Source organism: Shewanella zhuhaiensis (assembly GCF_022484835.1).
Lineage (GTDB): Bacteria > Pseudomonadota > Gammaproteobacteria > Enterobacterales > Shewanellaceae > Shewanella > Shewanella khirikhana.
Window position 1 is genome coordinate 167,212 of record NZ_JAKUDL010000005.1, and the last position, 12,242, is coordinate 179,453.

Annotated in this window: 13 protein-coding genes; 8 read left to right on the forward strand and 5 right to left on the reverse strand. The window is 53.6% G+C overall.

Annotated elements, in window-relative coordinates; translation table 11 throughout:
* Positions 1–24 precede the first annotated feature (24 nt).
* The 8 genes from MJ923_RS14650 (at position 25) to MJ923_RS14685 (ending at position 6,994) form a co-directional block, all read left to right on the forward strand.
* Entirely contained in the window at positions 25–738 is a 714-nt protein-coding gene (locus MJ923_RS14650; RefSeq protein ID WP_240591733.1) for a YggS family pyridoxal phosphate-dependent enzyme, read from the forward strand.
* 114 nt (positions 739–852) lie between these two features.
* Positions 853–1,668 carry a pyrroline-5-carboxylate reductase gene (gene proC, locus MJ923_RS14655; RefSeq protein WP_240591734.1) on the forward strand — a complete coding sequence of 272 codons (816 nt, stop codon included), beginning with the start codon at positions 853–855 and terminating at the stop codon, positions 1,666–1,668.
* 59 nt (positions 1,669–1,727) lie between these two features.
* Positions 1,728–2,276, forward strand: coding sequence for a YggT family protein (locus MJ923_RS14660; RefSeq protein WP_126167636.1), 549 nt, complete (start codon positions 1,728–1,730; stop codon positions 2,274–2,276).
* Positions 2,276–2,563: a DUF167 family protein YggU gene (gene yggU, locus MJ923_RS14665; RefSeq protein ID WP_240591735.1), complete on the forward strand. Its 288-nt coding sequence runs from the start codon at positions 2,276–2,278 to the stop codon at positions 2,561–2,563. Before MJ923_RS14660 ends, yggU begins: the two co-directional genes overlap by 1 nt.
* 80 nt (positions 2,564–2,643) lie before the next feature.
* Positions 2,644–3,078 (forward strand): DUF4426 domain-containing protein, encoded by a 435-nt coding sequence (locus tag MJ923_RS14670; RefSeq protein WP_126167638.1) that lies wholly within the window; start codon positions 2,644–2,646, stop codon positions 3,076–3,078.
* Between the two features lie 142 nt (positions 3,079–3,220).
* Entirely contained in the window at positions 3,221–3,817 is a 597-nt protein-coding gene (gene rdgB, locus MJ923_RS14675; protein WP_240591736.1) for an RdgB/HAM1 family non-canonical purine NTP pyrophosphatase, read from the forward strand.
* A gap of 5 nt (positions 3,818–3,822) precedes the next feature.
* A complete protein-coding gene (gene hemW, locus MJ923_RS14680; protein WP_240591737.1) occupies positions 3,823–4,989 on the forward strand; it encodes a radical SAM family heme chaperone HemW in 1,167 nt (388 codons plus the stop codon).
* 145 nt (positions 4,990–5,134) lie between these two features.
* Positions 5,135–6,994: a DUF885 domain-containing protein gene (locus MJ923_RS14685; RefSeq protein WP_240591738.1), complete on the forward strand. Its 1,860-nt coding sequence runs from the start codon at positions 5,135–5,137 to the stop codon at positions 6,992–6,994.
* A 757-nt stretch (positions 6,995–7,751) separates the two neighbouring features.
* Here MJ923_RS14685 and MJ923_RS14690 read toward each other — a convergent pair.
* The 5 genes from MJ923_RS14690 to trmB form a co-directional block, all read right to left on the reverse strand.
* A complete protein-coding gene (locus MJ923_RS14690; protein WP_126167642.1) occupies positions 7,752–8,693 on the reverse strand; it encodes a LysR family transcriptional regulator in 942 nt (313 codons plus the stop codon).
* A gap of 340 nt (positions 8,694–9,033) precedes the next feature.
* Positions 9,034–9,846 carry a YggN family protein gene (locus MJ923_RS14695; RefSeq protein ID WP_240591739.1) on the reverse strand — a complete coding sequence of 271 codons (813 nt, stop codon included), beginning with the start codon at positions 9,844–9,846 and terminating at the stop codon, positions 9,034–9,036.
* 292 nt (positions 9,847–10,138) lie between these two features.
* Positions 10,139–11,053, reverse strand: coding sequence for a glutaminase B (gene glsB, locus MJ923_RS14700; RefSeq protein WP_240591740.1), 915 nt, complete (start codon positions 11,051–11,053; stop codon positions 10,139–10,141).
* Positions 11,054–11,056: 3 nt separating this feature from the next.
* Positions 11,057–11,383, reverse strand: coding sequence for a YggL family protein (locus MJ923_RS14705; RefSeq protein WP_240591741.1), 327 nt, complete (start codon positions 11,381–11,383; stop codon positions 11,057–11,059).
* Between the two features lie 34 nt (positions 11,384–11,417).
* On the reverse strand, positions 11,418–12,134 hold the full coding sequence (trmB, locus tag MJ923_RS14710; protein WP_240591742.1) for a tRNA (guanosine(46)-N7)-methyltransferase TrmB: 717 nt from the start codon (positions 12,132–12,134) through the stop codon (positions 11,418–11,420).
* Positions 12,135–12,242 lie beyond the last annotated feature (108 nt).

A 12,242-nucleotide genomic window follows, 5' to 3' on the forward strand; every position in this document is an offset into this window, starting at 1 on the left:
TCCATTCAACCGATTGATTACATGATGACAACAATAGCAGACAGACTGGCTCTCGCCCAGCAGCGAATCACCCAAGCGGCGCAAAATTCTTCAAGAAACCCATCAGAAATCAAACTCCTTGCGGTCAGTAAAACCAAACCTGTGACCGATATTCAGGCAGCCTTTGCCGCCGGGCAGAACTGCTTTGGTGAAAACTACGTTCAGGAAGGGGTTTCCAAGATAGAAGCCCTTGGCGAGTCTTGTCCGGGTATCGAGTGGCATTTCATCGGCCCGCTGCAATCCAACAAGAGCCGTTTGGTGGCCGAATACTTCGATTGGATGCATACCCTAAGCTCAGAAAAACTGGCAACCCGGCTTGCCAATCAGCGCCCGGCCGCACTGGCCCCCCTCAATGTGTTGATTCAGGTGAACATCAGCGAAGAAGACAGCAAATCCGGCATCGGCGCTGAAGAGATAGCTGCCCTTGCCGACGTCATCTGCGCCCTGCCCCAGCTCAAACTCAGAGGCCTGATGGCGATTCCGGCGGCTACCGAAGATGAAACCCGCGCCCGCGCCGAGCTTGGCGCCATGAAAACCCTGTTCGATGCCCTTAAACAAAGCCATGGCGAGCGGGCACAAATTGACACCCTGTCCATGGGTATGAGCGGCGATCTGGAGCTTGCCATCGCCGCAGGCTCAACCATGGTGAGGATTGGCAGCGCCATTTTTGGCGAGCGCAACCAGGGCACGTCAACCTGAACTAACCATAATACTAGGGCCTATTTCAGCAGGCTGATTTTTTGTCGATTGCATTGTTTTTGCAGCACCCGGCCCCCATATTGACCCTATAACACAGCCCAAGAGGCCCTGTAGATGCAACAAAAGAAAATCTGTTTTATCGGCGCCGGCAATATGAGCCGGGCCATCATCGGTGGACTGGTAAAAAGCGGCTACAACTCAGCCCTTATCACAGCCACCAACCCGAGCGCCGCCAAACTTGAGGCGCTGGCAGCCGATTACGGCATCAATACCTCCCACGATAACCTCGAAAGCGCCAGCAATGCCGATGTGATTTTGCTGTCAGTGAAGCCCCAGCTGATGCAAGGGGTTTGCGAAGCGTTGGCCAATGTTATCGATGGCAAGCTGCTTATCACCATAGCCGCGGGTATTCCTGAAAGCCGCTATCATGATTACTTCGGCAAGCAGGTCAAACTTATCCGCACCATGCCAAATACCCCGATGCAGTTGGGGCTGGGGATGACGGGTCTCTACGCCCCTGCAGGCATCAGCGAAGACGATAAAGTCTTTGCCGAGCACCTTATGCGCGCCTGTGGCGATGTGGTGTGGGTCGCCGATGAGTCTGGAATCGATAAAGTAATTGCACTTGCAGGCAGTTCACCGGCCTATTTTTTCCTGTTCATTGAGGCCATGATAGAAGCCGGTGTGCAGATGGGGCTCCCCGAAGCCGACGCCCGCACCCTGGCGCAGCAGGCTGCCGTTGGTGCCGCGGCCATGGTCAAGCAAAATCCGGATCTCACTCCAGCTGAGCTCAGGGCCAATGTGACCTCCAAGGGCGGTACCACCGCCGAGGCCATTGCCACCTTCGAGGCCGGTGGGCTTAGAAGCCTGGTCAAGGACGCCATGGGCAATTGCATCAAGCGCGCCGAACAGATGGCCAAAAGCTTTTAATGGCACGATTTTTGGGAACTGATTGTTTAAACCCGTTTTAGAAACTAAGGGCAAACTTCATGAATGCGATGGTTTTTTTGGTTAACACCCTGTTTGACCTCTACCTGATGGTGGTGATCTTAAGGATTTGGCTGCAGCTGGCCAGAGCCGACTTCTACAACCCCTTCAGCCAGTTTGTGGTAAAAGCCACTCATCCGGTGATTGCACCTCTGCGCCGCATTTTGCCTCCTATCGGCAAACTGGACACCGCCTCCGTGCTGCTGGCCATTACCGTTGTTGTAGTGAAAATGCTGGTGCTGACCCTGATAGCAGGGGCTGTCATCAACCTGCCCACCATACTCGCTTACTCAGTAGTGGCGGTGATTAAAAACGCCGGTGTGCTCTTCTTCTGGATGCTGCTTATCCGTGCCATCCTCAGCTGGTTCAATCAGGGTTATAACCCCTTTATCATGGTCATCGCCCAGCTGACCGAGCCTGTTCTGGCGCCGGTACGCCGTATCATTCCACCCATCGGTGGCCTGGATTTGTCGGTACTGGTGGTGTTTATCGCCCTTAACTTTATCAATATGCTGCTGTCGCAATACGTGCCCTTCTGGGCTTATATCTGATGCAAGCCATCAGATACGACAACGACGATCTGCTGCTGGCCTTGTACGTTCAGCCCAAGGCCAGCCGGGACGATCTGATGGGGCTGCACGGCGAGGAGCTTAAACTCGCCATCACAGCGCCACCGGTGGACGGCAAGGCCAATGCCCATATCTGCAAGCTACTGGCCAAGCGTTTTAAAGTCGCCAAGGGCGATGTGGTCATTGAGCGCGGCGAACTTGGCCGCCACAAGCTCATCCGTATCAAAAGCCCCAGCCAAATCCCGGAAGATTTCAAAGCGTTTTTATAAAACAGCCACCCCGGCGAAATGTCAGTCGCGTTTCGCCGGTTTATACTTATGCAATACGTCCATTTCAGGAGGACAGGATTATGTTGCGTCAACTCTGCGCAGTATTGGTACTGACCGCCAGCCTTTGTGGCCTGGCCAGCGCCGAACAAAAGGAACAGGTAGGTCAGTACGATATCCACTACATGGCTCTGCCGAGTACCTTCCTCACCCCCACCATCGCCAAAAACTATGGCATTGAGCGTTCCAGCTACAAGGGCATAGTCAATATTGCCGTGCTCGACACCGCCGAAGCCGGTAACCCTGCAGTCCCCGTTGAGATCAGCGGCGTGGCCAATAACCTGCTGGATGCCAAGGTGGAGCTCAAGTTCCGTGAAATCCGCGAAGGCGCGGCAATCTATTACATTGCCGAGGTGCCGGTTCGCAACGACGAAGAAATCAACTTCCAGATTGCGGTCAAAAGCGGTAACAAGCTAAATACCACGTTGAAATTCAAGCAGAAGTTCTACATAGACTGACAAATTTCACAGCCGATAAGCCTGCATTCGCAGGCTTTGTTTTTTCTGTCCTTTGAAGGTGTCCTTGGGTATTATGGCGCCACGTTGAAATGGCGCCCGAAACATTGCTGTGGTGCGCCTTCCAAGCCTATCGGGGGTTATGATGAAAAAGATGGTTCTTGCCAGTGGCAACAAAGGAAAGCTGAAAGAATTCAATGAAATGTTCGCTTCGTTTGACGTTGAGGTTGTAGCTCAAAGCGAGTTTCAGGTACCCGATGTCGAAGAAACCGGCACCACCTTCGTTGAAAACGCCATCATCAAGGCCCGCCACGCCGCCGCCATTACCGGTCTGCCGGCCATTGCCGACGACTCAGGGCTCGAAGTAGACGCCCTCGAGGGTGCCCCTGGCATCTATTCAGCCCGCTATGCAGGCGTTGGCGCCAAAGACACCGACAACTGGCAAAAGCTGCTCGGCGCCCTCGAACAAGAAACTGAGCGCCGTGCCCGCTTCCAGTGCGTACTGGTATTTATGCGCCACGCCAAGGACCCAACCCCCATCATCTGCCAGGCTGCCTGGGAAGGTCGCATCGGCTTTGAAGCCAAGGGCGACAATGGCCACGGCTACGACCCAATTTTCATCGCCGAGGGCGGCCAGCTGACCGCTGCCGAAATGTCGTCCGAAGCCAAAAACGCCGTTAGTCACCGCGGCAAGGCGCTGGCGCTGCTGCTGGCTGAGTTCAAGGCCAAGGGTATTATCTGATTTCTATGAGCCAAGCCGTGACCCAGGGCAGCCCTTCTTTAGCGCTGCCACCGCTGAGCCTGTACGTTCACATCCCCTGGTGCGTGCAAAAATGCCCCTATTGCGACTTTAACTCCCATGGCAAGCAAGGCGAGCTGCCACAGGAAGAGTATGTCGACGATTTGCTTAAGGATCTGGATGCCGACCTTGGTTATGTTCAGGGCCGCAAACTGCACAGCATCTTTATCGGCGGTGGCACACCATCGCTGTTTGATGCCAGCGCCATTGGCAGGCTGCTGGATGGCGTAAAGCAGCGCATCCCCTTTGAAGCCGATATCGAAATCACCATGGAGGCCAACCCCGGCACCCTGGAACATGACGATTTCAGCGCCTATCGCAGCGCCGGAGTCACCCGCCTGTCGGTTGGGGTGCAAAGCTTTTCCAAAGACAAGCTTAATCTGCTTGGCCGCATTCATGGCAAGGATGAAGCCACCCGCGCCGCCGAGCTTGCCAAAGCCGCTGGTTATCAAAGCTTTAACCTGGATTTGATGCACGGTCTGCCCAATCAGTCTTTCGAAGAGGCCATGGCCGATATCGATACTGCCGCCAGCCTGAACCCGCCGCATCTGTCCTGGTATCAGCTCACCATTGAGCCCAACACCCTGTTCCATTCGCGGCCGCCGCAATTGCCTGATGATGAAGATCTGTGGCGCATCTACGAACAGGGTCAGAAAAAACTGGCGGCGCTTGGCTATGAGCAATACGAAATTTCGGCCTATGCCAAACCGGGCTTCCAGTGTCGCCATAACCTCAATTACTGGCAGTTTGGCGACTACCTCGGCATCGGCTGCGGCGCCCATGGCAAACTGACTCTGGCGACAGAAAACCGCATTGTGCGCACGGTAAAGATTAAGCATCCCAAGGGTTATCTGGGTGCCAGCGACTTTATGTTCGAGTGCTCAGAGGTAGCTGAAGAAGACCGACCCCTCGAGTACCTGATGAACCGACTGCGGCTGATGAGCCCTATTCCCAAGAGCGAGTTTGAAGCACGCACAGGTATCAGTGCTGACACCATTGCCGGGGGCATGCAATGCGCCGCCGAGCGCGGCCTGATAGAGAACAGCGACAGCCACTGGACCCTTACCCCCAAGGGCCATATGTTCGTCAACGATCTGCTGTCGCAGTTTTTATGATCTTTGAGTGCGCAAGGTTCACGACTGACTGAAAAAAGCCGTGATACCGCGCACATCGAAACATTTCCTAACACTAAACTCTGAAATTTAACACTGGCTTCTTTAGGATGATCCCATCGCAAATCAACCTAGCTAAAGTCAGCCAATGTTCTCATCTTATAAAAACAATAAAACCTTTCTCGCCCTCAGCCTGATGATGGCTCTGGGCACTGCTCCGTCACTGGCCATCGCCGATACCACCAAGACCGCTGCCGAGCAGCAGGCACTGTCTGCATCTGAGCAGGCCAACGCCCTGTTCGAGACCCTGTTTATGGAAAACGTGATGGCAAGCCCCATCAGCCAGACCATGCTGGGCATCAAGGGCGCCGACTATGGCAAATGGGATGAAATCAGTGAAGCGGCCAGCGAACAGGAACTGGCGCGGGCCAAATCACAGCTGACACGCCTGCAGACCGTTAATTCAAGCGAGCTGGATGAGCAGACTGCCCTTAGCTTAACCCTGGCGATTCAGCGGCTGGAAAATCAGATTGCCGACCACAAATGGCGCCTGCACAACTATCCGGTAAACCAGATGTACGGCGTGCACTCACTCACTGCATCGATACTTATCAACCAACATATGGTCGACAATATCGACGATGCCAAGGCTTACATCAGCCGCCTCAATGGCGTACCACAGCGCTTTGCTCAGCTTAAAGATGCGCTTGAGATCAGAGCAGCCAAAGGCATCATAGCGCCCAAATTTGTATTCCCCCATGTAATCAACGACAGCAACAACATCATCAAGGGTGCCCCGTTTGAAAACGGCGCCGACAGCACCCTGTGGGCCGATTTCAAGCGTAAAGTGGAAAAGCTGGAGATCACCGATGCAGAGCGTGCTGAGCTGTTGTCCCAGGCCGAGGCGGCACTGAAAAACGCAGTTAAACCGGCCTACAGCGATCTGATAACGTATCTGGGCACCCTGGAAGCACGTGCCGATAACAAAGATGGCGTGTGGAAGCTGCCTGACGGCAATGCTTTCTATAACAATGCCCTCAAGCGCACCACCACCACCGACATGGATGCCATCGCCATCCACGAATTGGGGCTTAAGGAAGTGGAGCGCATTCACAATGAAATGCGCGACATCATGAAAGAAGTGGGCTTCAAAGGCAGCCTGAAAGACTTCTTTATCTTTATGCGCAACGATGAGCAGTTCTACTATCCGGAAACCGATGAAGGCAAGGCCGCCTATATCAACGATGCCAAGGCCCTGATTGACAACATGTCATCACGTCTCGATGAAGTCTTTGCCATCAAACCCAAGGCTGGGCTTATTGTGAAGCCGGTTGAGTCGTTCCGTGAAAAGAGTGCCGGTAAGGCCTTCTACAGCCAGCCTTCTCCGGACGGCAGTCGCCCCGGCACCTACTATGCCAACCTGTACAGCATGAAGGCCATGCCCAAGTACCAGATGGAAGCCCTGGCCTACCACGAAGGCTTGCCCGGCCACCATATGCAGATTGCCATTGCCCAGGAACTGGAAGGTCTGCCCAAATTCCGCCGCTTCGGCAGCTACACCGCCTATGTTGAAGGCTGGGGCCTGTACACCGAGTACTTCCCACGTGAAATGGGCCTGTACCAGGACCCATACTCCAACTTTGGCCGTCTGGCCATGGAGCTGTGGCGCGCCTGCCGCCTGGTGGTAGACACAGGTATTCACGCCAAAAAATGGACCCGCGAGCAAGGTATTTCCTACTATGTGGAAAACACCCCCAACGCCGAGTCTGATGCAGTCAAAATGGTTGAGCGTCATATTGTTATGCCTTCACAGGCAACAGCTTACAAGGTAGGCATGAACCGCATTCTGGATATGCGCGCTTACGCCAAGAAATCCCTTGGTGAAGACTTTGATATCCGTGAATTCCACACCCTACTGCTGAAAAACGGCCCGCTGCCATTGGATGTACTCGAAACCAAGGTACAGTCCTGGGTGCAGGACACCAAGGCACGCGCAGCCAAGCTGTAACGGCTGCCACAAAGGCGGTAATTGCCGCCGAATAAACAAGCCCGGGCTATGACCCGGGCTTTTTGTTTGGCGCGCCAAAAAAGGCGTTTGGAAAGGTTACCTGTTAGGCCACAGGAAAGGCTGATGAAGCCCGCACTAAAGGCATCAGGACAATCTCAAAAGGCATCGTGACTACCACAGAATCACAAGAACACAAGACGAAAAAAAGCCACAACCTGGGTTGTGGCTTTTTCTCTGGAAGCCTGAGTCATCCTTTGGCGTATGCCACTATGACTGCAATTTCCATTTGGCGCCCTGTGTGCCGCTCATTATTATCGTTCGGCGGCTTGTAGGGTACAGGGTGCTTAATCTGTTCCATCACAAAATCAGTCTGGCCATAAAAAATCACCCCGGCATGACGTCCGGGGTAAACCAAAAAACTAGGATGATGGTTTCAAAGCCGGACCGGTTTTAATAATAAACTCTGCCGGCATTGTCTTGGGACTGCTTATCGCGTGATCTGCGTATCAACAGCGGAAGGGGTCATTTCCCCTGTCGATACGGGCTCAGATCGCCCCAATCCAATTGGCATCCATTGTATTAATTCATGAACAGAGTGCAAGTGATGTAGGAAAAACTGCTTAAGCGGATACTAAAAAACCGGCCCTTTGGACCGGTTTAATACATTTGCTAAACGTTTGATTATTTGTGAATTAATTGATTTTATACTACCCAGATCACATCATTATCCGTTTTCACAAACAATGAATTTATAAAATCATCGACGTTCGGCGTACAGTTCCTGATAAGGCGCATCCCAATAAGGGGGAGTCCCGATATGATTTTTGATGAAATCGATAAAGGAGCTCACCTTGGGAGCCAGATGCTTACGGCGTGGATACACGGCCTGCAGCGGCAAATGATGAGTCAGCTGCCAGTCGCGCAGCAGCGGCACCAGAGTCCCCTTTTGCACTTCATCTTCCAGCAGATAGCTCGCCAGATACACCACACCCAAACCGCTTACGGCAGCCGACTTCAGCGCCGGGGCGTTATCTACCCGGAAGTTACCTGAAACACCAATCTCACAGTAATCATCGCCACGCTTGAACTGCCACACGCTGTGCTCGTGCCACTCGCCGTGATACACAAGACAATTGTGATCAACCAATTGCTCTGGGCGGGTCGGCTCGCCATGGCGGGCAATGTAATCGGGGGAAGCCACCAGTAAAAACTGACACTTCATCAGCGGCCGCGCCACCATACCCAGAGGCAATTGCTCCGACATGGTCAGCAGCAAATCCAGGCCCTCACTGACCACATCCACCTTATGGTCCAGCAAGCTCACCTGCAGCTCAAGCTCAGGGTGACGGGTCATAAACTCAGGCAACGCAGGAATAATGTGCATGGTTCCGAAGGACTGGGAAATCCCCACCTTGAGCACACCACGGGTTGCATCATTGAGATTGTGAACACTGGCAACGGCCTGGTCGGCATCCCGCAGCAGCTCTTCGCCCTGCACATACAGCAGATGACCGGCCTCGGTCAGACTCAGGCTACGGGTGGTGCGCTGAATAAGTTGCACGCCCAGCTTATGTTCAAGATCAGCCACCTGGGTGCTCACCTTTGACTTGGAAATCCCGAGTTTCCTTGCCGCTGCGCTGAAGCTTCCCGCCCTGGCAACATGGGTGAAAATGGCAATGGGTTCTAACAGTTCTAACATGAAGGTGGCCTTAAGCTATGTTCGGCGAGCTCAGCTCGGGCCGGGGCCAAAGCTCAGACAAACCAATGATAATCAATCAGATATACCAAAAAAGCACGTTAAGGTAGAGTCAGGGAATCCCGGAGAAACCCGAGTTTTTTGTTATTTTTTAGCAGTATAACAAAAATCCGCTCGCTGTCTCCACTTCTGCCGTGGCTCAAGCAGCAACAGGAGAATAAAAAAACGGCCCCAGGGGATGGGGCCAAACGTTCAAGGAATGAACCAAGGAATGTCAGTTAAAAATCTTGCTGAAAAATGCCGCTGAAATTCAGTTACTCACAACATACTTGCCTTACATCTGTTACTCGCGCAGCGCCTCTTGCTTGGCGTCGGCCAACTCCAGCTTGGACAGCTCAGGCACCTTGGCCCTAAGCTCGCTCTCGAGGGCTACCAAGGTTTCAAACTCATCGCACATCTTATTGGCTCGGGCTTCCAGGGTGCTGGCCTGAGCTTCCATTTCACGCTCAATCTGCTCGCCCATGGCTTCCATTTTCTGGCCAAAGGCTTCCATCTTGGCCTCGAAGCTGTCGCCTTCTGAAGACAGGATTTCGGTGCCGAGGCGAACCATCAGGGTGCCTACGGATTCCTGCACCAGGTTTTCGATTTCCTGTTCGAACTCCTTGTCGAACACCTCATCGATGGAGCCATCGGTTACACCTATGTAGTAGCTGTCACCGTTCTTATGCATCACTTCGCCAAGACGCTCGTTAACGTTGTCCATCAGCTCGCCTACACGGTTGCCGGTATCTTCACCCAGCAGTGGCGTCAGCGCTGTGTTTACTGCCTGACTGGCCAGACCCACAGCTTCGGTTACCAGGGAGACAAACTCAGGCACCTGACGGGCCACGCTGTCGGCGTAGCTGTCTACCAGCGCGCGCTGCTCACCAGTCAAGGCAACTTCTTTGCCTTCCACATACAATTTGCCGGGTTCGAAGCGATAAAACTCATCCCCTTTCTGGCTCAGCACCAGCTTTTGAGGCTCAAGAGAAATGTCATAATTCAGGTTCACATCGCAGCTGTCGTTACTGATCCCGTGGGCCATGGCGGGTACCACGGCAGTCACGCCAATCAAAGTTGCCAAAACTACACCGGTAACAAGAGTCTTGGTTTTCATCGCATCTATCCTTGCCTTTGTAAGTTATATGGCCTGATATAGCGAAGGTCATGCCAACTTTTATAACAAAATGATTAATAAGGAATTAATATAATTTCAATGAAGATGAGCTGAATCAAAGCAAAGGCAGGCGTGAGCTAAATCACTAAAAAGTGATTTTTTTCACCAGTTACTGAGAAAGATAACAAAAAGCGATTTCCTGCGATGGGGAGTTATATCCGCAAATCAGGAAATCGCCTTTAAGATGCGTAGCTGTAATTGAGCGAGGGGCAAAAAACCTAAAAAGAAAGGCTCAGAAAATCGAGCGCCCCAGCTCCTCGGCCAGCAGCTCCAGCAAGCGGGTGCCCGCAAGGCTATTGCCACTGGCATCCAGCGCAGGAGACCAGACGCACACTGCCATATCCCCGGGAATAACCGCGATAATACCGCCACCCACGCCACTCTTGCCCGGCATACCAACACGGTAAGCAAACTCACCGGCGCCATCATAGAGGCCAGAGGTTGCCAGCAGCGCGTTCAGGCGCTTGGTCTCTGTGGGGCTGACTATCTCGCGTCCATCCAGAGTCATGCCCTTATCGGCAAGATAAATCATCGCCCGGGACAAATCGGCGCAGCTCATCGACAACGAGCAATAGTGGAAATAGCTTCTGAGCACCTTGTCCACGTCGTTGTGGAAGTTGCCGAAGGACTTCATCAAATAGGCGATAGCGGCGTTACGGGCGCTGTGCTGGTACTCAGAGGCGGCCACCACCTTGTCGTAGCACACAGAGCTGTTACCGCTCATCATCCGCACCACTTCCAGCATCCGCTGTTTGGGCGCCCCAAGGCGGCTTTGCAGCATATCGGCAATCACCAGCGCGCCGGCATTAATAAAGGGATTTCGCGGAATGCCCCGCTCAAGCTCAACCTGCACCAGCGAGTTGAACGAGTGCCCGGACGGCTCTTTACCTACCCGCGACCAGATCTCGCTCTCTTCGTAGAGCATCATGGCGCCGGTCAGGCTGAATACTTTGGAGATACTTTGAATCGAGAATGGCTCTTGCCAGTCACCGGCCCCAATGGTGGTGCCATCGAGGCTGGTCACGGCAATGCCGAGCTTGTGGGGTGAAACCCGGGCAAGGGCCGGAATATAATCCGCCACCTTGCCCTGTCCGAGCAACGGCCTGACTCTGGCGACCAGCTCGTCAAGCAGTGCCTGCTCGGCCATCAATTAATCCCACCAGAGATCGTAAAGCTCAGACACTTCCACATCGGATACCAGCAGGGTATCGAAGAAGGCTTTTACGGCGGCGCGGTCTTCATCGGTGCACTTGCCCAGGGCCTGAGTGGCGATGATGCCTTCCCATTCCTTGTGGCCGCCGCCGTGGAAGCCCAGTTTGCGGGGCTCAATCACGTCATCGATAAACTTATCCACCAGCGCATCAATGTCGGCTTCGCTGACGCTGTCGTTAAATACCCAGCGTACGTCAAAACCCAGTTCCTGGAACTCATCCACTCGCAGCTTTTTACGCAGACGGGCGCTACGGTTCTTGGCCATGTTTCTTCCCTCTTTGGTTGATGGAAATAGTTGATTATTCAACGCGTTCGAACATGAGATCCCACACCCCATGACCCAAGCGGTGACCACGGTTTTCAAACTTGGTCAGTGGGCGATGATCCGGGCGCGGAACATAGTTGTTGGTTTCAGACTGGTTTTTATAGCCTTCGGCAGCGCTCATCACTTCCAGCATATGCTCGGCATAGTTTTCCCAGTCGGTGGCCATATGGAATACACCGCCGATTTTGAGCTTGCGGCGAAGTAGCTGCACAAATTCAGGCTGTACGATACGGCGCTTGTGGTGACGCTTTTTGTGCCATGGGTCTGGGAAGAACAGCTGCACCCGGGCCAAAGAGCCATCGGCAATAGCGTTTTCCAGCACTTCCACCGCATCGTGGTGATACACGCGCAGGTTGCTTATCCCAGCCGCACCGGCATCACCGAGGCAGGCGCCTACGCCAGGCTTGTGCACTTCAATACCGATAAAGTTAAGCTCAGGGGCGTTGGCTGCCATCTCCACCAGAGAAGCGCCCATGCCAAAGCCAATTTCCACTACTGTGTCGGCTTCACGGCCAAAGGCCTCGGCAAAATTCACAGGCTCAGGGCTATATTCCAGCCCCATGGTGGGCCAAAAACTTTCAAGGGCCTTGGCCTGGCCTGTGGTCAGGCGACCTTCACGCAGAACAAAGCTGCGTACCTTGCGAAGATAAACGCCATCCTCGTTAAATTCTGCGGTGGTTACTTCACTCATTCCTGCCTCGCATCTGCCCGCAACCCAAGGCCTCACGGGCGCTGGAGTGCAGACAACTTAAAACACTATTCAAAAAGGAAGGGGCATTATCCAAAGTTATCCTTTGAG

Bases quoted from the DNA above. Each gene is read 5' to 3' on its own strand.
- MJ923_RS14650 (WP_240591733.1), top strand. From the start codon at position 25: ATGACAACAATAGCAGACAGACTGGCTCTCGCCCAGCAGCGAATCACC.
- proC (WP_240591734.1), top strand. From the start codon at position 853: ATGCAACAAAAGAAAATCTGTTTTATCGGCGCCGGCAATATGAGCCGG.
- MJ923_RS14660 (WP_126167636.1), top strand. From the start codon at position 1,728: ATGAATGCGATGGTTTTTTTGGTTAACACCCTGTTTGACCTCTACCTG.
- yggU (WP_240591735.1), top strand. From the start codon at position 2,276: ATGCAAGCCATCAGATACGACAACGACGATCTGCTGCTGGCCTTGTAC.
- MJ923_RS14670 (WP_126167638.1), top strand. From the start codon at position 2,644: ATGTTGCGTCAACTCTGCGCAGTATTGGTACTGACCGCCAGCCTTTGT.
- rdgB (WP_240591736.1), top strand. From the start codon at position 3,221: ATGAAAAAGATGGTTCTTGCCAGTGGCAACAAAGGAAAGCTGAAAGAA.
- hemW (WP_240591737.1), top strand. From the start codon at position 3,823: ATGAGCCAAGCCGTGACCCAGGGCAGCCCTTCTTTAGCGCTGCCACCG.
- MJ923_RS14685 (WP_240591738.1), top strand. From the start codon at position 5,135: ATGTTCTCATCTTATAAAAACAATAAAACCTTTCTCGCCCTCAGCCTG.
- MJ923_RS14690 (WP_126167642.1), bottom strand. From the start codon at position 8,693: ATGTTAGAACTGTTAGAACCCATTGCCATTTTCACCCATGTTGCCAGG.
- MJ923_RS14695 (WP_240591739.1), bottom strand. From the start codon at position 9,846: ATGAAAACCAAGACTCTTGTTACCGGTGTAGTTTTGGCAACTTTGATT.
- glsB (WP_240591740.1), bottom strand. From the start codon at position 11,053: ATGGCCGAGCAGGCACTGCTTGACGAGCTGGTCGCCAGAGTCAGGCCG.
- MJ923_RS14705 (WP_240591741.1), bottom strand. From the start codon at position 11,383: ATGGCCAAGAACCGTAGCGCCCGTCTGCGTAAAAAGCTGCGAGTGGAT.
- trmB (WP_240591742.1), bottom strand. From the start codon at position 12,134: ATGAGTGAAGTAACCACCGCAGAATTTAACGAGGATGGCGTTTATCTT.